At 74.5% G+C, this 21,864-nt stretch carries 19 protein-coding genes; 10 read left to right on the top strand and 9 right to left on the bottom strand.

The window, feature by feature from the left end:
- Window positions 1-78: 78 nt before the first annotated feature.
- Window positions 79-1,302 carry an MFS transporter gene (locus AB0J86_RS15895; protein ID WP_363857586.1) on the bottom strand — a complete coding sequence of 408 codons (1,224 nt, stop codon included), beginning with the start codon at window positions 1,300-1,302 and terminating at the stop codon, window positions 79-81.
- Between the two features lie 119 nt (window positions 1,303-1,421).
- Window positions 1,422-2,270, bottom strand: coding sequence for a GDSL-type esterase/lipase family protein (locus AB0J86_RS15890; protein WP_363857584.1), 849 nt, complete (start codon window positions 2,268-2,270; stop codon window positions 1,422-1,424).
- A gap of 227 nt (window positions 2,271-2,497) precedes the next feature.
- On the opposite strand from AB0J86_RS15890, the gene AB0J86_RS15885 reads away from it, so the two are divergent.
- A complete protein-coding gene (locus AB0J86_RS15885; protein WP_363857582.1) occupies window positions 2,498-3,403 on the top strand; it encodes a methyltransferase domain-containing protein in 906 nt (301 codons plus the stop codon).
- 9 nt (window positions 3,404-3,412) lie between these two features.
- On the top strand, window positions 3,413-4,045 hold the full coding sequence (locus AB0J86_RS15880) for a helix-turn-helix domain-containing protein (RefSeq protein WP_363857580.1): 633 nt from the start codon (window positions 3,413-3,415) through the stop codon (window positions 4,043-4,045).
- A gap of 154 nt (window positions 4,046-4,199) precedes the next feature.
- Here AB0J86_RS15880 and AB0J86_RS15875 read toward each other — a convergent pair whose 3' ends face one another.
- From AB0J86_RS15875 to AB0J86_RS15850, 6 genes are read right to left on the bottom strand one after another with little or no spacing between them, the layout of a single operon-like run.
- Window positions 4,200-4,625, bottom strand: a complete 426-nt coding sequence (locus tag AB0J86_RS15875) for a PPOX class F420-dependent oxidoreductase (RefSeq protein WP_363857578.1) — start codon at window positions 4,623-4,625, stop codon at window positions 4,200-4,202.
- A gap of 9 nt (window positions 4,626-4,634) precedes the next feature.
- On the bottom strand, window positions 4,635-5,729 hold the full coding sequence (locus tag AB0J86_RS15870; protein WP_363857576.1) for an NAD-dependent epimerase/dehydratase family protein: 1,095 nt from the start codon (window positions 5,727-5,729) through the stop codon (window positions 4,635-4,637).
- Window positions 5,726-6,916, bottom strand: coding sequence for a cytochrome P450 (locus tag AB0J86_RS15865; RefSeq protein WP_363857574.1), 1,191 nt, complete (start codon window positions 6,914-6,916; stop codon window positions 5,726-5,728). Before AB0J86_RS15865 ends, AB0J86_RS15870 begins: the two co-directional genes overlap by 4 nt.
- Entirely contained in the window at window positions 6,913-8,382 is a 1,470-nt protein-coding gene (locus tag AB0J86_RS15860; RefSeq protein WP_363857572.1) for a class I adenylate-forming enzyme family protein, read from the bottom strand. The genes AB0J86_RS15865 and AB0J86_RS15860 overlap by 4 nt, the downstream gene beginning before the upstream one ends.
- Window positions 8,382-9,206, bottom strand: a complete 825-nt coding sequence (locus tag AB0J86_RS15855; protein ID WP_363857570.1) for a glycosyltransferase family 2 protein — start codon at window positions 9,204-9,206, stop codon at window positions 8,382-8,384. The genes AB0J86_RS15860 and AB0J86_RS15855 overlap by 1 nt, the downstream gene beginning before the upstream one ends.
- On the bottom strand, window positions 9,203-10,318 hold the full coding sequence (locus AB0J86_RS15850; protein WP_363857568.1) for a ketoacyl-ACP synthase III: 1,116 nt from the start codon (window positions 10,316-10,318) through the stop codon (window positions 9,203-9,205). The genes AB0J86_RS15855 and AB0J86_RS15850 overlap by 4 nt, the downstream gene beginning before the upstream one ends.
- 109 nt (window positions 10,319-10,427) lie before the next feature.
- On the opposite strand from AB0J86_RS15850, the gene AB0J86_RS15845 reads away from it, so the two are divergent.
- The 5 genes from AB0J86_RS15845 to AB0J86_RS15825 all read left to right on the top strand — a co-directional run bounded on the left by AB0J86_RS15845 (window position 10,428) and on the right by AB0J86_RS15825 (window position 15,798).
- On the top strand, window positions 10,428-10,697 hold the full coding sequence (locus AB0J86_RS15845) for a DUF6343 family protein (protein ID WP_363857566.1): 270 nt from the start codon (window positions 10,428-10,430) through the stop codon (window positions 10,695-10,697).
- Between the two features lie 61 nt (window positions 10,698-10,758).
- Window positions 10,759-12,174, top strand: a complete 1,416-nt coding sequence (locus tag AB0J86_RS15840; protein WP_363857564.1) for an NADP-dependent succinic semialdehyde dehydrogenase — start codon at window positions 10,759-10,761, stop codon at window positions 12,172-12,174.
- A gap of 108 nt (window positions 12,175-12,282) precedes the next feature.
- Entirely contained in the window at window positions 12,283-13,857 is a 1,575-nt protein-coding gene (locus tag AB0J86_RS15835) for a Na+/H+ antiporter (RefSeq protein ID WP_363857562.1), read from the top strand.
- Window positions 13,854-14,111 carry a UBP-type zinc finger domain-containing protein gene (locus tag AB0J86_RS15830; RefSeq protein WP_363857560.1) on the top strand — a complete coding sequence of 86 codons (258 nt, stop codon included), beginning with the start codon at window positions 13,854-13,856 and terminating at the stop codon, window positions 14,109-14,111. Before AB0J86_RS15835 ends, AB0J86_RS15830 begins: the two co-directional genes overlap by 4 nt.
- A 262-nt stretch (window positions 14,112-14,373) precedes the next feature.
- Complete coding sequence (locus AB0J86_RS15825) at window positions 14,374-15,798, top strand: Nramp family divalent metal transporter (protein WP_363857558.1); 1,425 nt, start codon at window positions 14,374-14,376, stop codon at window positions 15,796-15,798.
- 60 nt (window positions 15,799-15,858) lie between these two features.
- Here AB0J86_RS15825 and AB0J86_RS15820 read toward each other — a convergent pair whose 3' ends face one another.
- Window positions 15,859-18,513 carry a glycoside hydrolase family 9 protein gene (locus tag AB0J86_RS15820; RefSeq protein WP_363857556.1) on the bottom strand — a complete coding sequence of 885 codons (2,655 nt, stop codon included), beginning with the start codon at window positions 18,511-18,513 and terminating at the stop codon, window positions 15,859-15,861.
- A 337-nt stretch (window positions 18,514-18,850) separates the two neighbouring features.
- Here AB0J86_RS15820 and AB0J86_RS15815 point away from each other — a divergent pair, with 337 nt between their 5' ends.
- Genes AB0J86_RS15815 through AB0J86_RS15805 form a run of 3 tightly spaced genes read left to right on the top strand, consistent with a single transcriptional unit; the run spans window position 18,851 to window position 21,862 of the window.
- Window positions 18,851-19,984: a transporter substrate-binding domain-containing protein gene (locus AB0J86_RS15815; RefSeq protein WP_363857554.1), complete on the top strand. Its 1,134-nt coding sequence runs from the start codon at window positions 18,851-18,853 to the stop codon at window positions 19,982-19,984.
- Complete coding sequence (locus AB0J86_RS15810; protein ID WP_363857552.1) at window positions 19,933-21,096, top strand: hypothetical protein; 1,164 nt, start codon at window positions 19,933-19,935, stop codon at window positions 21,094-21,096. Before AB0J86_RS15815 ends, AB0J86_RS15810 begins: the two co-directional genes overlap by 52 nt.
- Before the next feature lie 43 nt (window positions 21,097-21,139).
- Entirely contained in the window at window positions 21,140-21,862 is a 723-nt protein-coding gene (locus AB0J86_RS15805; RefSeq protein WP_363857550.1) for a protein phosphatase 2C domain-containing protein, read from the top strand.
- Window positions 21,863-21,864 lie beyond the last annotated feature (2 nt).

The raw sequence follows: 21,864 nt of genomic DNA, 5'->3' as shown, positions 1-21,864 counted from the left end.
GCTGATTGCCGGACGCCGGACGCCGGACGCCGGACGCCGGACGCCGGACGCCGGGCGGTGCGGCGGCGTGGCGGCGGGTCAGGTCGCCGGTCTCCGGAGGGTTCCGCGCAGGCCGAGCAGGGCGATCACGGCCAGCGCGATGACGGCGAGGGTGAACTCGTCGGCGGTGCGGGGCAGGCCGCCGCCGTGCACCACGAGATAGCCGGCGATGACGGCGGGCAGGCCGAGACCGACGTAGCAGACGATGTAGAGCAGCGAGAGGACGCTGGCCCGTTCGTGCGCCTCGACCAGCGGCATCACGCTCTTGATGCTGCCCTGGAACGTACCGCCGAAGCCGACCCCGCCGAGCGCGATGCCGACGAAGAAGGCGGCGACGGAGTGCCCGTTGACCGCGAACATCGTGATGATCATGCCGAGGACGAGGGCGACGATTCCGGTGAGCAGCACGGTCCGCGCGGGCGCGTTGCGCAGCACGAGAACGGTGCCGGACGAGATCATGGCGAAGACGAAGACCGCCACCCCGCCGAAGACGATCGAGGTCGGGCCGAGCACGCGGACGAGCGCCGGGCCGAGGGCGCCGAAGAAGCTGGCCAGCGACCATCCGGCGAAGAGCACCGGGGCGACCGCCAGCACCGATCCGCGTGCGGTCCGGGGCAGGCTGATCTCCGGCCGAAGGCTGCGCAGGGCGCCCCGCATCGGGGTGACCGTCTCCGGCATCAGGACCACCCCGACGGTCTGCACCAGCAGGATCACCAGCAGCACGATGTAGACCAGCCGGGTCGGTGCGGGCAGGAACTGGACGAGCGACGCCGACAGGAGCGCGCCGGTGCCGGTCCCGATCCCCGGCGCGATCGAGTTGGCGAGCGTGCCCCGGGCCCGGTTGACGTCGAGCATGGCGGCGCCGATCGCGCCGATCGCGGCGCCGGCCGCGAGCCCCTGGACGATCCGGGCGGCCAGCAGCGCGGGTACGCCGTTGGCGAGGATGAAAATGATCAGCGCGGCCATCTGGACCACGATCGCGCCGAGCAGGACCGGTCGCCGCCCGAGGTGGTCGGAGAGCTTGCCGAAGGTCAGCAGCGAGCCCAGTACCCCGACGGCGTAGACCCCGAACACGACGGTGGTGGTGATCGGCGAGAAGTGCCAGTCCGCCTGGTACGTCGGGTAGAGGGGGGTCGGGGCGAACGAGGAGGCGAGGAATGACACGAGGACCGAGGCGAGCAGGAACAGGGTGAGGTTCGGCCCGAGACGCCCCCGCCGGGCGGTACCGGACGTCGCGCCGCTCGCGGTGCTGTCGCTGCTCACCCCAGCCGTTCCCTCCGCCCGATCCGCGGTGGCACGTGCCGCGCGGGAGCCTGCGTACCGGCGTGCGCCGGGACGGCACGGCGAGTACCCCGTGGCCCCGGCGACATGCGCCCGGCCGCTCAGTAGCCGGAGTTCTCCCAGCTGACCTCGGCGAGGCGGTTCTGGCCGGCCACGTTCGGGTGGAAGTAGTCCAGCGGGTTGACCAGGTCGAGGGTGAACCGGACCCGGTGTACGGCGCCGTTGTCGTACCGGCAGCGGGACCCGTACGCCCGGCAGGCGGCGGCGAGCTGCCGGTTGTACGCGTCGATCCGGTCGGCGAAGGCGGCCCGGCGCCGCCGGTCCGCCTCGGCCGTCGACGTCGGATTGGCCAGCAGGGCCGGGCAGATGCCCCGCGACCAGATCCGGGTGACCCTCGACTCGGTGTGGCCGACCTCCCAGAGCCGGTTCAGGTCCGGCAGGCTCAGCACCAGCACCCGGGCCTTGGGTAGGCCCTGCTTGAGCACCTTGAGGGCGCGGTCGAGGTCGCGCCGGAACTCGTCGACCCCGGTCATCGCGTCGACCGTGCCGCGACAGGCGTCGTTCGCGCCGATCAGGATCGTGACGTACTCCGCCTTGGCGCGTACCGCCGTCTCGGCCTGCGCGGGCAGCGCGGACGCGCGGGCGCCCGGCGCGGCGGCGTTGTGCGCGTGCCCGCGGATCGCCGGGTTGGTTTTTTGCAGGCGCCGGTAGTGGCTCTCGACCCGCAGACCGTCTCCCGTGGACCACGAGTTGCGGGTGCAGGAGGCGAGCAGCACGCAGGAGCCGAAGCCGGTGGTGATCGAGTCGCCGAGCGCGGCGATCGAACCCGGCGTCCCGGGCCTGGGCCGGCCGGGATCGCTCGGGCCCGATCCCGCGCCGGCGGAGCCCTCGCAGGCCAGGGCGAGGAGACCGAGCAGGGCGAGGACCGCGACGGTCCAGCGTGGAGACATTGTTCCCCGTCCCGGAGCCGAGAGCGACGTTTCGGTAACTCTACGACGTTGCGGCCGGTGGTCGGTACGGCGGAAGTGCCCGGGTCGGAAGTGCGACGGGGTGGGGTGCGAGGCGTCCGTTGACAGTGGATGGTCTGCGGTCGCATCATGAACGCCTGTTCATGAACACGCGTTCACTAATCGTCGTCGCAGTTCCGGCCGAGCCGGAGCCTCGTGGGAGGGGGACCATGACCACCGTCGTCAACACCGAGCAGGCCGCGGCCTGGAACGGGTACGAGGGCAACCACTGGGCCGACAACTGGACCCGGTACGACGCCGTGAACAGCGGCTTCAACGACGCCCTGCTCGACGCCGCCGGCATCGGCGCGCGGGACCGGGTGCTCGACATCGGCTGCGGCAACGGACAGGTGACCCGGCTCGCGGCGGAGCGCGCCCCGCGCGGGGAGGCGGTCGGGGTCGACCTGTCGGCACCGATGCTGGCCCGGGCGCGTGCGGCGGCGGTCGAGACGGGCGTGCCGAACGTGACCTTCGAGCAGGGCGACGCGCAGGCGCATCCCTTTCCGGACGCCGCCTTCGACGTGGCGCTGAGCCGGTTCGGGATCATGTTCTTCGCCGACCCGGTGGCCGCCTTCGGCAACATCGCCCGCGCGCTGCGCCCCGCCGGCCGGCTCGCGTTCCTCTGCCTCGACCGGATGGCGGGGACGGACCTGGGGCGGGTACTGGCGGCGCTGACCGACCAGCTGCCGGCCGGCCACCCCGCCGCTGGCGCCGCTGCCCGCGCCGCCGCTCCGGCCGCCGCCGCCGGCAGCGGGGGCGCCGGGCGGGACGCTCCGGGGCCGCTCTCGCTCGCCGATCCGGCCCGGACCAGGGAGGTACTGACCGCGGCCGGGTTCACGGAGATCGACATCACCGCGGTGTCGGCCCCGCAGGTCTGGGGCCGCGACGCCGGGGACGCCGGACGGTTCCTCGGCACCTGGGGACCGGTACGGCACCTGCTGAGCCAGGTGGACGCCGAGGTCGCCGAGCGGGCCCGGCGGGCGCTGACCGAGGCACTGCGCGCGTACGAGCAGCCCGACGCCGTACGACTGCGGGGCACCGCCTGGCTGGTCCGGGCCGTACGCGCGGGCGAATAGCATGTCCCGATGTCACCGAGGAGGGCGGCGGCGCTGCGCGGCGGCGACCGTGACCTGCGCGAGCACCTGATCGCCGCGGCCGAACGACTCATCGCCCGGCGCGGCACCGCCGGGCTGACGGTACGCGACATCGCCCGCGAGGCGCAGGTCGCCGACGGGGTGCTCTACAACCACTTCGGCGACAAGGAGGAGTTGCTCGCCCAGGCGCTGCACGCGCACGTGCGCAGCGCCGAACGGGCGCTCGGCGAGCTGGCCGTACGCCCCGGCGGCGACACGGTCGAGCGGAACCTGCGGGCCTACCTCGACCGGGGACTGGCGCTGCACGCGGCGATCCTGCCCGCCTTCGCCGGGCTGCTGGCCCGCCCCGACACCCTGGCCCGCCTCGCCGCCCTGCCGAACCCGATGGCGGCCGGCCGGGGCCTGCGGAGCGAGCTGGCCGACTACCTGCGCGCCGAGCGGGACCTCGGCCGGCTCGCCCCGGACGCCGACGTGGACGTCGCGGCCACCATGCTGATCGGGGCCTGCCACGAGCTGATCCTGCCGCGCCTGTTGCGCGGCGAGTCCGCCGCCGAGCTGCGGATACCGCCGGGGTTCGTGGACGGGCTGGTCGCCACCGTCCTGGCCGGCATCGGGCCGCACTGACCCGTGACTCGCGCCGACCCGTGGGCCGCGCCGCTCGAGATCGTGCTACTGCCCGGATCCAGTTCCCTCCGTGGCTCGGGAGGGGCCTGTTTCCGGGCAGTAGCGTGAGCGCCGCCCGCCCCGGACCGGACGGGGCGCGCCGACCGGGCCGTCGCTACCGCCGGCCGGCCGGCTGCGGGCTGCCGCCGGTCACGGCGACGAAGTGCTCCGGGCGGATCGTCACGACCACCCGTACCGGGGCGTCGTTGATCGGGTACACGTTGCCGTACCGCTCCTGCAGGAAGCGGTAGAACGAGGCATCCTCGTCATCGTCGTCGATCTTCTCGACGACGCCGCGCACCTCCAGGAACCGGTACGGGTCGTCCGGGTCAGCCACGGAGAGCGCCACCCGCGGGTCCCGCTCCAGGTTCCGGAACTTCTGCCGGTTCTTGGTGTGCGTCATCCGGATGCGCGAGCCGTCCCAGGTGAACCACATGACATTGCTCTGCGGTGATCCGTCGGGCCGCACGGTCGCCAGGTGGGCGAAGAGCGGGCGTTCGAGGAGATCGGCGTGACTGTCGGGCACGATGGGAGCGTTCATGCCCCATTCTTACCCGATCTGATCATCCGTACCGAGGTGATCGGCGAAGGAGCGCCGAGGCCGGAAACCCCGAGCCAGCGCCCGCTCCAGATCCAGCACCAGCGGGCGGGCCAGCTGCTCGACGGCGTACCGGGTCAGCCGAGGCGCGCCCGCGCCGCGCAGCCGGGCCAGGCCGGTCGCCCCGGCGGCGGCGCCCATCGCGAGCGCCACCGGCACGTGCACGACCCGCACCGGCCGTCCCGCCGCCGCCAGCGCCGCCCGCAGCGTGGCGTCGCGCGGGTACGGCCGCGCGTCGGCGATGTTGTACGCCCCGGCGGGCCACCCCGGCGCGAGCAGGCAGGCGTCGGCGAGGTTCTCCACCGCGGTCAGGCTCATCGGCGCGTCCGGTCCGGGGACGGGCAGCAACCGGCCACGCACCGCCGCCCGGAGCCGGGGCAGCAGGTGCGGGTCGCCCGGCCCGTAGACCGCCCGGGGGCGCAGCACCACCGCGCCGGCCGCCAGCGCCAGCGCCTCGCCCGCCGCCTTGGTCCGCCCGTACGCGCTGCGCTGGCCGCCGACCGGGTGGTCCTCGCGCACCGGGCCGGCGGGGCGTACCCGCGGGTCGTACACGCTGGCGCTGCTCACCCAGACCAGCGGACGGCCGGACGCCGCGGCGATCAACCGGGCCGCACCTCCCACGTTGACCGCCCGGTACGCCGCCTCGGCGGCCCGGCCGGGCACCGGGTCGCCGACCGCGGCGGCCAGGTGCACCACCACGTCCACGCCGGTGAGGTCGGGGGGAGCGCCGGTGGCGTCCCAGAACCGGTGTCGGCCGACCGGGCCGGGCCGGCGGCCCACGCAGACCACCTCGGCGCCGACGCGCGCCGCCGCCCGGGCCACCGCCGCGCCGCAGAAGCCGCCGGCGCCGGTCACCGCGATCCGAGCCCCGTCGAGCCGCACACCGCCGCCGCCGGTCAACGCGCCGCCGTCCCCGGTCAACCCGCCGCCCCCGATCAACCCGCCCCCGATCAACCCGCCCCCGATCAACCCGCCCCCGATCAACCCGCCCCCGATCAACCCGCCCCCGATCAACCCGCCGCCGGTCAACGCGCCGTCCCCGGTCACCGCGCCGCCTCCCGGTGTCCCGCCGTCGGGCGCAGCACGAGCGAGGCCCAGCCGGGCAGCGCGGCGCGGCGGTCGGCGCGGGCCCGGACCACCGCCGGCCGGTACGGCGCCAGCGCGGCCAGCACGTCGGCGAGCTGTGCCCGGGCCAGCCGGGCGCCCGGACAGGCGTGCGGTCCGGCACCGAAGACGAGCTGGGCGACCCGCGCCGGGGCCGGGTCGGCGCAGTCCGGATCGGCCGAGTGCGCCCCCGCCGCGTGCCGGGCCACCAGGACCAACCGGTCCCCGGCGCGTACCGGGCAACCGCCGGCCCGGCCCGGTCCGGCCGCGACCCGGGGCAGCAGCGGGCTCGGCGCGACGACCCGCAGCAGCTCGGCGACCAGCGCGTCCCGGGTCGGCGCGGTGGCGGCGTCCCAGAGCCGGTCGTCGGCGCACCAGGCGACCGCGCGCGGGATCGCCGCGACCGTGGTGTTGACCGCGGCCACCGCCAGCATGGCCCCAACCGCGCCCCCGGGCCGGGCAACGGCCGCGACCCGGCCGGGCCACCCGGTGCCGCCCGACGCGGTGAGCAGGCCACTGCCCCCGGGAGCGCTGAGCAGGCCGGTCCCGCCGGACGCGGTGAGCAGGGCGGACAGCTCGGCCGCCGCCGCGCGGCTGGCCCGGCGCGCGCCCGGCCGGGGCGGTCCGGGCAACTCCTCGCGGGCGGCGGTGGCGGCGGCGCGCCGGGCGGCCCGGGCCAGCGCCACCGGATCCACCGCGACGCCGAGCAGCGCGGCCGTGGTCGCCCCGGCCAGCTCGGCCACCACCGGTACCAGGTCCAGCGGCTCTCCGGCGGCCAGTGGGGCGAGCCGGCGGTCCAGCACCGCCGACCAGACCGGGCGGAGCCGGTCGACCCCGGCCGCGCCGAGCCCGTCGCCGAGGGCCCGGCGGGCGTGGCGGTGACCCGTACCGTCCTGGTCGAAGAGGAGCCCGGCCTCCGCGAGCCGGCGGGCAGTGCCGCCGGTGGTGCCGGCCGCGGCCCGGTCCAGCGGCACCCGGGTCAGCGCCTCCAGGTACGCCTCGCGCCCGTGCACCAGCACCGTGCGGCCCAGCCGCCGGACCGGGCGGTGCCGGGTGGCGGCCAGCAGTCCGAAGAGCACCGGGTGACTGCGCAGGTAGACGCGGCGGTCGCGGCGCCGGGCGCGGCTCACCGGGGCACCGTCCCCACCCGCCGGGCGGCGAGCGCCGACGCGGCGGCCCGGTCGGGTTTACGGGACCGTCCGGCGGTCGGCACCGGGGCGAAGACCAACTCGTCCGGCCGGGCCGCGCCCATCCGGTCCAGCACCGGGCCGAGCGCCGCGCGCAGCCGCACCGGGTCCGCGTCCGGCTCGGCCTGCACCACCGCCACCAGCCGCTCGTCCCCGTCGCCGGCCGGTACGCCCACCAGCACCGCCAGCTCCACACCGGGCACGTGCAGCGCCGGCTCGTACAGGCCCGGGTAGATGTTCTCGGCCCCGCGCAGCACCATGTCCTTGCACCGTCCGCCCAGGACGATCCGGTCGGAGACCAGCCGGCCGACGTCGCCGGTACGCAGCCACCGCCACGGCGGCTCGCCGAGGTAGCGGTCGGCCTGCCCGGGCCCGGTCAGCAGCAGCTCGCCCGAGGGGTCGGTACGGACCCGTACCCCCGGCAGCGGCGCGCCGACCAGGTCCCCGTCCCCGGTGAACGCCGCCTTCTCGGTCGCCTCGACGGCGGCGGCCGGGAAGAGTTCGGTCAGCGCGTACACGCCCCAGGCGGAGTCGGCGCCGGCCCGGCGGACCCGGTCCAGCAGGGCGGCGCTGACCGGCGCGGAGCCGCTGTAGACCGCGCCGCTGAGCCGGGGCCGCTCGGCGAGCAGGGCCCGCAGCTGGGGTGGGGTCAGGTAGGTGGCCTGCGGGCGCAACCGGGCCAGCTGGCGGGCCAGCACCCGGGGCCGCCGGGCCGGCAGCGCCACCGGAGCCCCGCTGGCCAGGGCCGGTACCAGCACGAAGAAGGTGCCGCCGAGCAGCGGTCGCTCGGGCCGGGCGTCGACCAGTTCGGCGGCGGCGCGCATCGCGGCGGCCAGCCCGGCCCGGCCGTGCACCACGGCCCGGGGACGGCTGGTGGTGCCCGAGGTGAAGATGATCACCGTGTCCCCGTCGGTGCCGGTCCGGTCGGGGGCCGGTCCGCCCACCGGTTCCAGCGCCGGGGCACAGCCGGGCAGCCGCCGCCCGACGGTCAGCACCGGGCCGAGGTCGGCCAGCGGCGGCAGGTGCAGCCCGGCCCGGCGGCCCAGCGGCCGGGCCCAGCCGGCCACCGCCTGCGCCGCCGCGTCGGCCACCACCAGCGCCGGCCGGGCCAGCGCCAGCCGGGCGGTGAGCACGTCGGGGCCGGCCGACGGGTCCAGCACGGCGATCCGCACGCCGAGCCGGTACGCGGCCAGCATGAGCGCGAGCGCGCGGGCGCCGGGGCGTACCGCCACCCCGAGCGTGTCGCCGGGGCCGAGCCCCCGGGCGTGCAGCGCGGCGGCATACCCGTCGGCGAGGTCGACCAGTTCGCCCCGGGTGGCGCGTACCCGCTCGCGGCCGGTCGGTCCGGCGGTGAGCACCGCCGGACGGTCGGGGTGCCGGCGCAGCGCGGCGGCGAGTTCGTCGAGCATCAGCGCGGGTCCGGGGTGAGCGGGCCGCTGCCGCGACCGAGGTACCAGGTGGCGGTGCGGCGCAGGCCGTACGCCCGCAGCCGGCGGGTCGAGTTCTGCACCACCATGGCCCGGCTGTGGCCGATGGCGGCGGTGCCCCGCCGGACCCGGTTGAGGAAGGCGCGGTCGGTGGGGGAGGGGCGCCGGGGCATGCCGCCGACCGCCAGATACAGCCCGGCGGTGATGGCCATGTTGTTGCCGGCGTGCATCCGGTAGGGCACCCGGTAGCCGGGGCCCCGGTGGGCCGGGCGTAGCCGCCCGAAGGCCGCCGCCAGCGCGACCAGCACCCGGAAGCCGGCCCGCCCGAGCGGACCGTGCTCGTCGCGGCGGGCCACGATCCGGCCGCAGACCATCTCCGCGCCACCGACGAGCGCGGCCCGCGCGGCGGCGACCCAGCCGGGCTCCGGCAGACAGTCCGCGTCGGTACGGGCCAGCAGGGCGGCGCCGTGCGCGATGGCGTACCGGAAGCCGGTGTCCACCGCGCAGCCGACCCCCTTCTCCGGCTCGGAGATCACCCGTACCGGCATCGGGGCGCGGGCCGCGAAGCGGTGCGCGACTCCCGGGGTGCCGTCGGTGGAGCCGTTGTCCACCACCAGCAGGGTGAAGTCGAGGTCGGTCTGTGCGGCGAGCGCGTCGAGGGTCCCGCCGATGCGGGTCGCCTCGTCGAAGGCGGGCACCACCACCCAGAGCCGCCCGTCCCGCCCGTCCGCCCGGACCGCCCGCGTCCCGGTCCCGTCCGGCCGTCCGGTGGCCTCGTGCGGGCCCGCGGCCTCCGGGGCGGTCACGACTTCTCCCAGACCATGGTCATGAGGCTCACGCCGCCGCCGAGCCCGATCAGCAACACCCGGTCGCCGGGGCGCAGACCGGGGGCGCTGCGGGCCAGCTGCACGCCGAGCGTGGCGCTGGCCACGTTGCCCAACTCGGTGACGGTGACCTCCAGTTTCTCCTTCGGCACCCCGGTCACCTCCACGAAGCGCTCCAGGTACGGCAGGGTCACCTGGTGCACCAGCACCCGGGCGTAGTCGGACCAGTCCAGCCCGGTGCGGCGGCGTACCCGGGCCAGGATGCCGGCGCCGATCCGCTCGAAGACCTCGCGCAGCGCGTGCCCGTCGCCGTGGAAGTACGTGTGCTCGTCGCCGCGCGGGTGCCGCGACCCGCCGCCCGGGATGCCGCCCACCCGCCAGTGCTCCGAGTGGGTCTCGGTGTCGACGTCGAGGATGCCGCCGCTCGGTACCGGCTCCACCAGCACGGCGGCCCCCGCGTCGCCGAAGGTGTAGCCGGCGAACGCGGCGCGGACCTGCGCGAGGTCGGCCAGTTGCCAGCGCATCGCCCGGGTGGGGGTCTCGCCGGTCACCACCAGGGCCCGCCGGGCGCGACCGGCCAGGACGAAGGAACGGGCGGCGTCGATGCCGTTGAGGAAGCTGTTGCAGGCGTTGGTGAGGTCCAGCGCGTGTGCCCGGCTGCCCAGTTCGGCCTGGACGATGTGCGCGGTGGCCGGCTCGATCATGTCTCGGCTGGCGGAGGCGAAGAGCAGCAGGTCGACGTCGCCCGGCTCCCGGCCGGCGTCGGCCAGCGCCGCCCGGGCGGCCCGTACGGCCAGGGTCGAGGCGTACTCCCCGTCGCGGGCGACCCGGCGCCGTTCGATCCCGGTGGTACGGGCGAACATGCCGGCGGGCAGCGGGAGCCCGCTGTCGCGCGCCACCCGGTCCTGGAGTTCGGCGGTCTCCACCACCCGGTCCGGGAGGCTCACGCCGACGGCGGTGATGCCGACCCGAGCCGGGCCGGACGCCGGCCAGGCGGCCAGCGGCGCGCCGGACGTCGGTGCGGGGGACGTCGGCCCGCCGGACAGGGGCACCGGCGGGCCCGCGGGGTTGCTGTTGCGCGGCGAATGGGACATGGGGGCATGCTTTCCGAGGCGGGCCGGCCGGGGGATGAGTAAGGGTGCTCACGCTGGAGCGGGTCGGCTGCTCAGGTTAGCCGCTACCGCAACCGGGTAGTCGGGTGGAATGGCCGCGAGACAACAACCGCGCGGGGCGAAGGGGACGGTGGGGCACCCCTACAGCGCGCTGAACCTGCGCCTGGCCCTGGCCAGCTTCGGGCTGGTGCTCACCGTGGTCCTCGGCGTGCTCGTGGCCCGGGCCGGGCACGAGGTGCTGGCGGGGATCCTCTTCGCGCTCACCGTGGTCACCATCGTCGACCTGGTGGTGATCTCGCGGCGCCGGGCCGCCCGCCGCCGGCAGGAGCCGCCGGGTACGCACCACTCGCTCTTCGAGTGAGCGGCGGGTCTTCCGGGGAATCGCAGCAGTCCACCCGCTCAGGCGAGCGTCAGGAGGAAAGATGACCATCGCCACCATCAACCCGACCAACGGGGAGCTGGTCAAGTCCTTCGACCCGATGTCGGACGCCCAGGTCGACGCGGCGATCGGGCGGGCCGACGCGGCGTTCCACGAGCTGCACGGGACTAGTTTCGCCCAGCGCGCCGGCTGGATGGTCGCCGCCGCGGACCTGCTCGACGCCGAGCGGGACGAGGTGGCGCGGATGATGACCACCGAGATGGGCAAGACGTACGCCTCGGCGAAGGCCGAGGTGACCAAGTGCGCCGCCGCCTGCCGCTTCTACGCCGAGCGCGCCGAGGCGTTCCTCGCGGACGAGCCGGCCGACGCGAAGGCGGTCGGCGCGACCAGGGCGTTCGTCCGCCACCAGCCACTCGGTCCGGTGCTGGCGGTGATGCCGTGGAACTTCCCGCTCTGGCAGGTGATCCGGTTCGCCGCGCCGGCCCTGATGGCCGGCAACGTCGGCCTGCTCAAGCACGCCTCGAACGTGCCGCAGACCGCGCTCTTCCTGGAGGAGCTGTTCCGCCGCGCGGGCTTTCCGGAGGGCGCGTTCCAGGCGCTGCTCGTCGGCTCGGAGGCGGTCGAGCGGATCCTCGGCGACCGGCGGGTACGGGCCGCCACGCTGACCGGCAGCGAGGGCGCGGGGCGCGCCATCGCCCGTACGGCCGGGGAGCAGCTGAAGAAGACGGTGCTGGAGCTGGGCGGCAGCGACCCGTTCGTGGTGATGCCGTCGGCCGACATCGCGCGCGCCGCCGAGGTCGCCACCACCGCCCGCTGCCAGAACAACGGCCAGTCCTGCATCGCCGCGAAGCGGTTCATCGTGCACACCGACGTCTACGACGCCTTCGCCGAGGCGTTCGTCGAGCGGATGGCGGCGCTGCGGGTCGGCGACCCGATGGCCGAGCAGACCGACGTCGGGCCGCTCGCCACCGAGCGGGGCCGCAAGGAGGTCGACGAGCAGGTACGCGACGCGGTCGAGCGCGGCGCCCGGGTGCTCTGCGGCGGGCAGCGGCCGGACCGGAACGGCTGGTGGTACCCGCCGACCGTGGTGACCGAGCTGACGCCGGAGATGCGGATGTGGTCCGAGGAGGTCTTCGGGCCGGTCGCCGGCCTCTACCGGGTCTCCTCGTACGAGGAGGCGATCGAGGTCGCCAACGGCACCGAGTACGGCCTCGGCTCCAACGCCTGGACCCGGGACCCGGCGGAGCAGGAGCGGTTCGCCAACGACCTGGACGCCGGCAGCGTCTTCGTCAACGGCATGACGACCTCCTTCCCCGACCTGCCCTTCGGCGGCGTACGCAACTCCGGCTACGGGCGCGAGCTGTCCGCGTACGGCATCCGGGAGTTCTGCAACGTCAAGACGGTCTGGGTCGGCGAGGGCACCGAGGCGGGCGCCGGGGCGGGCGCGCACGCCGAGTAGCCGTGCGGCGCGGGCGGTGTCCCCCGCGCGGGACGGCGGGCTCCGCCTACCCCCGGCGGGCGCCCAGGGTAGGCGTGTCCGGCGCGACACGCCCTAAGCTCTGGGCGCATGGAGGCACTGTTCGAGGTCGTCCTGTTTCTGGCGATCGCCACCCTGGGCGCGGCGCTGGCCCGGCGCATCGGGGTGCTCGCGCCGATCCTGCTGGTGATCGTCGGGGTCGGGCTCTCCTTCGTACCCGGCTTCCCGCAGGCGCACCTCGACCCGGAGCTGGTGCTGGTCGGCATCCTGCCGCCGCTGCTCTACGTCGCGGCGCTGGAGACCTCGGTGCCGGCGTTCAAGTTCAACCTGCGCCCGATCCTGCTGCTCGGCGTCGGGCTGGTCATCTTCACGGCGGTGGCCATCGGGTTCGTACTACACGCGCTGCTGCCCCAGGCCCCGCTCCCGATCTGCATCGCGCTCGGCGCGGTGGTGGCGCCCCCCGACGCGGTGGCCGCCACCGCCATCGCGCGCCGCATCGGCCTGCCCCGGCGGCTGGTCACCATCCTGGAGGGCGAGAGCCTGATCAACGACGCGACCGCCCTGGTGATGCTGCGGGTCGCGACCGCGGCGGCGCTCGGGCCGGCGGTCGGGGCCTGGGACGTGGTCGGCGAGGTCGTCATCACCGCCGGCGGGGGACTGCTGATCGGCGCGCTCGGCGCGCTCGTCATCGGCGCGATCCACCGGCGCATCCGGGATTCGCTGCTCGACAACACGTTGTCGCTGCTCACCCCCTTCATCGTGGTCTTCGTGGCCGAGGAGGTGCACGCGTCCGGTGTGGTCGCCGTGGTGGTGACCGGGCTGTCCCTGGGGCACCGGCTGCCGGTGCTGATGTCGGCGGGCTCCCGGTTGCAGATGGCCGCGTTCTGGCGGCTGGTCCGGTTCCTGCTCGAAGGGCTGGTCTTCCTCCTGGTGGGGCTGCAACTGCGTACCGTGATCCCGCGCATCGACACCCCCTGGACGACGATCACCGTGGTGACCGTCCTGGTGCTGCTCACGGTCATCCTCACCCGCTTCGTCTGGCTCTACCCGGCCACCTACCTGGCCCGGCTGGTGCCCGGGGTACGCCGCCGCGACCCGAGCCCGGCGCTGCGGGTACCGACGGTGCTGGCCTGGGCGGGCATGCGCGGCGTGGTGACCCTGGCCGCCGCGCTGGCGCTGCCGCTGACCCTGGCCGGCGGCGCGCACTATCCGCGCGAACTCTTCGTCTGGCTGGCGTTCACCGTGATCGTCGGCACGCTGGTGGTGCAGGGCGCGACGCTGCCGATGGTGGCCCGGGCCATGCGGCTTCCCGGCGACGACCCCACCCAGGACGCCCTCGCCGAGGCGTCGGTGCAGCAGCAGGCCGGCCGGGCGGCGCGGGAGCGGCTGGAGGCGGCGGCCGACGGGGCGCCGCCCGTGGTGGTCGAGCGGCTGCGCGCGCTGATCGAGAAGCGCACCAACTCGGCGTGGGAACGGCTGGGGGGCGACGAGCGGGAGACGCCGTCGCAGGCGTACGTTCGGTTGCGGCAGGAGATGATCGACGCGGAACGCGAGGTGTTCCGGACCGCCCGCGACGACGGGCGCATTCCCGAGGAGGTACTCGTGCGGGCCTACCGCGACCTGGACCTGGAGGAGTCACTGTTGCGCCGGAGTGAGCAGGAATGAGCTGCGAGGACCTGAACGCGGCCGGTACCCCCGAGCCGCAGAGCACCGAGGGCTGCCAGGACTGCCTGGAGCAGGGGCGGACCGACTGGGTGCACCTGCGCACCTGCCTGACCTGCGGCCGGGTCGGCTGCTGCGACTCGTCGCCGCTGCGGCACGCGAGCGGGCACTACGCGGCGACGGGTCACCCGGTGATCCGGTCGGCGCAGCCCGGCGAGCAGTGGCGCTGGTGTTTCGTGCACGAGGAGGTCGGCTGACGACACGACCGGGCGGGCGCCGGCAGTAGCGCCGGTAGCCGCCGGTAGCCAGCGGGGCCGGGACGGATCGACGGCGGGGCCGGGACGGATCGACGGCGGGGCCGGGACGGATCGACGGCGGGGCCGGGACGGATCGACGGCGGGGCCGGGACGGATCGACAGCGGTGGCAAATGTCGATCTATGTGGGACGATGTCTCGGGCGGGTTTCGATGCCGGCCCGCCCCGGATTCGGGGCGGGCACCTCACCCCCTGGAGGTCCCGATGCCGCCGAGCGCCGCCGACCGTTTCCCCACCCGGTACCTGCCCCGGGTGACCGTACGGGAACTACCCCCACCACCCGCCTCGGCCTGGCCCGTCATCGGTCCGGGCGTGATCGCCGCCGGGGTCGGGCTCGCCTCCGGCGAGTTCATCCTCTTTCCGTACATCGCCTCCCAGGTCGGCCTGGTCTTCCTCTGGGCCGCCGCGGTCGGCATCGTCACCCAGTGGTTCCTCAACATGGAGATCGAGCGGTACACGCTCGCCACTGGGGAGACCGCGCTGACCGGCTTCGCCCGCTTCTGGCGGCACTGGGGCCTGATCTTCGCGGTGATGACCTACTTCGCCAACCTCTGGCCCGGCTGGGCCACCAGCTCGGCCACCATGCTCACGTACCTCTTCGGTGGCAACGCGACCTACATCGCCGTCGGGTTGCTGCTGGTCATCGGCGTGACGCTGACCCTGGCGCCGGTGATCTACACGGCACTGGAGCGGGTGGAGTTCGTCAAGGTCGCGCTGGTCGTGGTCTTCATCGTCGTCGCCCTGGTCTTCGCGGTCTCCGCCTCGGCCTGGAGCGCCCTGCCGGACGCGGTGACCGCGCCGGCGTTCCCGACCGAACTGGGCTTCGCGCTGATGCTCTCCGCGCTGGTCTTCGCCGGTGCCGGCGGCGGGCAGAACCTGGTGCAGTCCAACTGGATCCGCGACAAGGGCTACGGCATGGGCCGGTACGTGCCGCGCCTGGTCAGCCCGGTCACCGGGCGGGAGGAGGCGGCGTCGGACGGTGCCGGTTTCGTCTTCGAGCCGACCGACGAGAACCTGGCCCGGTGGCGGCGCTGGTGGCGGTTGGCCAACCGGGAGCAGCTGGTCACCTTCGTACTGATCTCGTTCGTCACCATCGTGCTGATGTCGATGCTGGCGTACTCGACCGTCTTCGGCGTACCCGGGCTGGCCAACAGCGTCTCCTTCCTCAAGGTGGAGGGCGAGCGGCTCGCCGAGGCGGTCGGCGGATGGTTCGGCAAGCTCTTCTGGCTGGTCGGGGCGCTCTCGCTCTTCGCGGCGGCGATGGGCATCGTGGACTACACCAGCCGGCTCGCCGCGGATGTGCTGAAGACCTCGTACCTGCGCCGGCACTCGGAGAACCGGATCTACTTCGCCCTGGTCTGGGGGCTCGTGGCGCTGGGCTGCGTGATCCTGCTGGCGGGCTTCGACCAGCCCCTGCCGCTGCTGGTCATCTCCGCCTGCGTGGGCGGGGTGATGATGTTCCTCTACTCGATCATGCTGCTGGTGCTCAACCGGCGCGTGCTGCCCGAGCCGATCCGGCCCCGGTCGTACCGGGTGGTGGCGCTGCTCTGGGCGGTGGCCCTCTTCGGCGTCTTCTCGGCGCTGACCGTCTGGCAGCAGGGCGAGCGGCTGCTGGACTGGCTGCGCTGAGCCGGCGTGCCCTGCCGGCCGGGGTGTCCCCGGCCGGCAGGGCGGTGCGGGCGCCGCCGGTCAGCCGCAGGCCGCGCCGTTGACGGTGAAGAGCCCCGGTGTGGGGTTCGCGCCGCCCGCGGTGGTCACGTTCATCCCGAAGGTCACCTTGCCGCCGGGCGTGATCCGCGAGTTGTACGACTCGTTGCGCGCCGTCACCGTGGCGCCCGACTGGGTCACCCGGCTCATCCACGCCTCCCGTACCCGCTGGTCGCCGGTGAAGGCGAAGCGCAGCGTCCAGCCGTTGACCGGGGTGCTGCCCGTGTTCGTGATGGTCACCTGGGCGGTGAAGCCACCGCCGCCGTGCCAGGGGCCGTAGTTCTCGTAGTCGACGCGGCAGGTGGCCCGGGCCGGCGCGGCGGCGTCGCCCTGGTCGTCCAGGAACGACGCGATCCAGGCCAGTGCCGAGTTCCAGTTGATCGCCACCTCGTTCGTCGCGTACGAGTTGATGTCGTCGACGTAGCAGAACATCGGCGCGCAGCCCGCCAGCAGCTGCTTGGCGAACGGGTCGTCCAGCCCCGCGTTGGCGCCGCCGGCGATCGAGCCGGCCGGCGGGTTCGGCAGGGAGGCGTCGAGCTGGTGGGCGAAGATCCGGGTGTGCTGGTTGCGCGAGGCGTGCTCGCCCCAGCCCGTCACGTACGACTGGTTGAGCGCGTTGCGGCCGAAGATGTAGTCCATCCCCTGCACCGCGCCGTCCCGGTACTTCACGTCGCCGCTGAGGTCGTACGCGGTGGCGAGCACCACCGCGTTGTTGATGATGTTGCCGTTGCCGCCCCAGAAGTAGCTGCTCGCCGCACCCGGGATCGGCAGGCCGTACGCCTGGGCGCGCAGCGTGGCGAGATAGCCGTCGGCGGCGGTCAGCACCGAGGCGCGGATCCGGGCGCGCTCGGCGGCCGGCAGTCCACTCGGGACGGTGGCGAGATCCAGCCGGCCGAGGGCCGCCACACCGCCCCAGCTGAACCCGTTGGGCGTGAAGACCTCGCCGGTGTGGTGCGGCGAGGCGGTCACGTCGGTCAGGTACGCCGGCTCGCCCGTGGTCAGGTACAGCTCGGCGGCGGCCCAGTAGAACTCGTCCGTCACGTCGTTGTCGCTGTAGGCGCCGCCGCCGTTGCCGTCCTGCGGGCTGGCGTAGACGGCCGGGTTCGCCTTGGCCGCCGCGTACGCGGTCCGGGCCGCGGTGCGGCAGCGGGTGGCGAACGCCGCGTCGTAGGAGGCGAAGAGGCGGGCGCACTGCGCGGCGGTGGCGGCCAGGTTCAGCGTGGCCGCGGTCGACGGCGGGTGCAGCTCGCGCAGCTGCGGGTCGTCCTCGGGTTGCAGCGGCAGCCCGGTCCAGTTCTGGTCGTGCAGCTTGTGGTGGGCCATCCCGGCCAGCGGCTTGCCCGCCGGCACCTGCATCCGCAGCAGGAACTCCAGCTCCCAGCGGGCCTCGTCGAGGATGTCGGGCACGCCGTTGCCCCGCTCGGGCACCCGCAGGGTCCCGTCGCCGAGCGCCGCGCCGCCGCCCGCCGTCGGGGCGGTCTTGGTCCGCTCGAAGGCGTTCAGCAGCTGGTAGGTGGCGATGCCTCCGTTGACCACGTACTTGCCGTGGTCGCCCGCGTCGTACCAGCCGCCGCGCCCGTCGAGCCGGTAGTCGCAGACGCCGGGCTGGCACGGTACGTCGGTGTCGCCCCGGTTCGGCGCCACGCCGAGGTGCCCGGCGGGGCGGGCGTACTCGGCGCCGGCCAGCGCCGGGTCGATCGCGATGCCGCTGCGCTGGACGTAGAAGAAGTGCAGCGAGTCGGAGCGGAGCTGGTGGTAGAGCGTGGCGGAGATGTCGAACGGGTGGCTGGTCTCGCCGTCGACCACCAGCGTGTACCCGGTGCCGGGGGTGCGGTACGCGCCGAAGTCGAGGCTCTGCACGTTCTGCCCGGAGGCGGCGTCGACGCCGCGCGGGGTGGTCCGGCCGCTGGCGACGACCGCGCCGCCGGCCGACTTGAGCTGCCAGGGCAGCGGCTCGGTGGCGGGGGTGACGACGGTGGCGTTCTTCGGGCCGCCGGGCAGGTAGCCGACCTGGTTGACGCGGACCCGCGGGCCGGTGTCCGGTACGTACGGCGGTGCCTCCTCGCCGCCGCGCAGCGAGACGTTGTCCAGGCAGAACTCGTACCCGGCGGCGTTGCCGCCGACCTGGAAGGCGACCTGCGCCGCGCTGGTCTCCTCGGTGGCCGTGAAGGTGCGCTCGACGTGGGTGACCGTGGGGCTCAGCGCCACGTCGGCGGCGAAGTAGGAGGTGTACGGCTCGGCGCCGAGCTGGACCGCCGCCCGCACGGTCGCGCCGGGGCTGGCCGTGGCGTCGAAGGAGATCGTGTACGAGGCGCCGGCGACCAGCGGTACGTCGTTCTGGCCGACGCCCGCGTCCCAGGGGTTCGCCAACCCGCCTGGTACGGCCGAGCAGAGCCGCCCGTCGCGCACGTCCGTCGAGGTGGTGCCGTACGAGTACCAGCCGGCGGTACCGTCGGCGAAGTCGCCGTTCTCGATCTGTTCGGGGGCGTCCGGTGGCGGGTCGTCGAGCGCCTCGGATGGCGTGGGCGTGGCTGTGGCGGGTGCGGCCGTGGCGGGCGCGCCGGCCACGGCCAGGGTCGTCGCCGTGACGGCGAGCAGGGCGAGGGCTCGCCCGTGGCGCCGGGTTGGTCGGGTCACGGTGGGTCCTTCCGGTGAGGTGGTCGGCGCCAGGCCCCGCTCGCGCCGCCGGGGGAGCCGGGTCGTCGAGGGCCGCGGGTCGCGCCCCGTCGGAGGCCATGATTGGGAGCGCTCCCAGCTATCGGTGATGTTGCCAGCCCGTTTCCGGCCTGTCAATCGACGGATGTGGATCACGTGGCCGGACCCGAGGCTGATTCGCCTGCCGGTCTCGCGGCGCGTCCGGGGTCCGGCCGGAGGGCGGGCGCGACTCGCCGTCGCTGCCCACTCGGCGGGTTTCCCGCCTCCCTTACCGTCGGCTTAGATGGATGTTTCCGCAGACGTGATGGCGAGGTGCGGCGTGACCAACGGCAGATCCGAGGACGAGACCCCGGCCGCCGCGGCCGGCCCCGCCCCCGCCGAGCGGCCCGCCCCGGCGCCGCCCCACCCGGACGCCCAGCCCACCCCGGCGGAGGCCTCCGCCGGCCCGGCGGCCGACCCCGCCTTCGGCGCGGCAGCCGGCCACGGCCAACGCGAGGGGATCACGCGCACCGTACGGCTGGTCGCGCTCCTCGTGGCGCTCGCGGTGGCCGCGGTGGCGGTGGTCACCACGCTGGTGCTCACCGGTCCGCCCTCCCGGCAGGACCTGCTCGAACAGGCCGGGTTGATCGGCAAGCGGGAACTGCTCGTCGGGGTCAAGGACGACCAGCCCGGCATCGGCTGGCAGGACCCGCAGACGAAGGTCTTCTCCGGGTTCGACATCGACATCGCGCTCATGATCGCCTCCGATCTCGGCTTCCGCCCGAACGAGGTCAAGTTCATCCCGATCCAGAGCGAGGACCGGTCCCGCATGCAGGCCGGCGGGAAGATCGTCGACCTCGTCATCGCCTCGTACAGCGTCACCGCCGAGCGGGAGGCGTCCGACCAGGTGACCTTCTCCGCGCCGTACCTGGAGACCGAGCAGTCCGTGCTCACCCGCGTCGACCACCGCCGGGTCGACACCCTCTTCGACCTCGCCGGCGAGCGGGTCTGCACCCTGGCCACCTCCACCTCGGCCGCCCGCGCCTCGCTGGCCGGCGCGACCCTGGTGCGCAAGCTCGGCATCGGCGAGTGCGAGAAGGAGCTGTTGGAGGGGCGGATCGACGCGATCACCACGGACGCGGCGATCCTGGCCGGGCTGGTCAACCGCAACCGGGAGAAGCTGCGGCTCTACGACGTCGGCGACGAGGCGAGCGAGTTCTACGGGGTCAACACCGGCGACAGCGAGGCGCTGCGGGACCTGGTGAACCTGACCCTCTACCAGTCGCTCACCGACCCGGACGACCGCCGGTGGGAGGACGCCTTCGACCGACACCTGCGGCCGGAGCAGCCGGCCGCCGGGGACCAGCCGGTCGCGGTGGACCAGCAACCGGACGTCAAAGAGGTGGAGGTACGGCGGTGGCCGTGGGAGACGCTGGCCCGGGCGCCCCGATCGGTGGCGGCGACCGTTCGCTGACCGCCCGTCAGGCGCAGCAGTGGCTCCTGACCCTGCTGCCGACCTTTCCGGTCCTGCTGCTGGTGCTGCGACTGTGGCACCTGAGCCGGCAGGACCTCTCCACCATGCTCCTGCTGGTGCAGTACGTCAGCCCGCTCGGCCTGCTCACCGCGCTGCTGATCACGCTGGTCTGGGTACTGCCGCTGGCCGTCCTGCTCGCCGGGCTGCTGGGACGGCTGCTCTGGTCCAGCGCGCCGGACCGGTTCGACCCGGAGCGCTCGCTGCTCGCCCGCACCACCGTCCGTACCCCGGGCTGGGTCATCACCTCGGCGGTGCTGCTGGCCGCGCTCACCTGGCAACTGCGGTTCCTGCCGGCGCTGCTGATGATGAGCCTGGCCGTCCTCGGGCTGCACACCCGGCGGCGTCACCCCGACGACCCCGCCCGCACCCGGCTGGCCTGCGTCGCGCTGCCGCTGCTGGCGGCCTGGCTGGCGTACGCCTGGCTGCTGCCGGCCATCGCGGACGCCGTACGGTCCGGGGAGGCGGTGACCGCCCTGCTGCTGGCGGTCCCGCCGGGCCTCGCGGTCTTCCTGACCGGGCCGCTGCCGCGCCGGGTCGCGCCGCCGCTGACCCGCTGGGCGTCGCTCTCGGTCGCGCTCACGTTCCCGCTGCTGCTCGGGACGATCTTCCTGCGCGCCCCGATCCTGCCGAAGGTGGCGGTCGAGGTGGACGCCGACCCGGCCACGCCGGCGGCCGCCGGGGGGCCGGCGACCGGGTCCGTGCTGCTCGGTCGCGTGATCACCGTCAACGATCGGATGACCACCCTCATCGACGACCGCGGCATGGTCCAGTTCGTCTCGAACGAGCGGGTGCACTCGCAGACCCTCTGCCCCGAGACGACCCAGGTCCCCTACAGCGTCGTACGGGTGCACGGCTGGCCGGTCGAGGAGACCGCCCTGGAGTGGCTGATCCCGCGCCGTCCGCCCAGTACGCTCGCCGACCCGCGCTGCGCCGGCCGGCTGCGCGACGTCGGGGAGTGGCCGGCGGACGAATCGGCGGAAACGCCGACGCCTACTCGTGACAGTGATATGACGCCGAGTAAGATTCCTCCGACCACCGTCACACCACGGTGATCTACTAGAGACATCCCGGTTCCGGTTTGGCAGGCTGCGTGCCATGACCCTGAAGCTGCGTTCCGCGGCGGTGACCGACCGTGGCCTGATCCGGAGTGGAAACCAGGATTCGGTGCACGCCGGCCCCTGGCTCATCGCCGTCGCCGATGGTATGGGCGGTATGGCGGCCGGCGACCTGGCCAGCACGATCGCCATCGACGCGATCTCCGCGCTCGACGTGGAGACACCGGAGGACAGCCTGGTGGCGGCGCTGCAACAAGCGGTCGAGGTGGCCACGGTACGCATTCGCGCGGCGATCGAGGAGGACCCGGAGCGCCAGGGGATGGGCACCACCCTTACCGCGCTGCTCTTCGCCCGTACGGGAAGCTGCCTCGCGCTCGTTCACATCGGCGACTCGCGCGCCTACCTGCTCCGCGACGGCATGCTCAAGCAGATCACCCGGGACGACACCTTCGTGCAGATGCTCGTCGACGAGGGCGTGATCAGCCCGGAGGAGGCGAGCAGCCATCCGCGCCGGGCCGTGGTCACCCAGGCGCTGCAGGGCGAGTCGGTCGAGCCGGCCTACTCGACCATGGTGCCCCGGGCCGGGGACCGCTGGCTGCTCTGCAGCGACGGGCTCTCCAATGTGGTGCGCCCCGGCACGATCGCGGAGACGCTGGTGTCGTACCCCGACCGCCAGCAGTGCGCCGCCCGCCTGGTCGACCTCGCCCTGCGCGCCGGCGGCCCCGACAACATCACCGTCGTCGTCGCCGACGTGGTCGACTGAAC

The organism is Micromonospora sp. NPDC049559 (assembly GCF_040676675.1).
Taxonomy (GTDB): domain Bacteria; phylum Actinomycetota; class Actinomycetes; order Mycobacteriales; family Micromonosporaceae; genus JBFAPK01.
The sequence above is the reverse complement of the archived record's forward strand: the minus strand, read 5'-3'. Positions and strand labels throughout refer to the sequence as shown.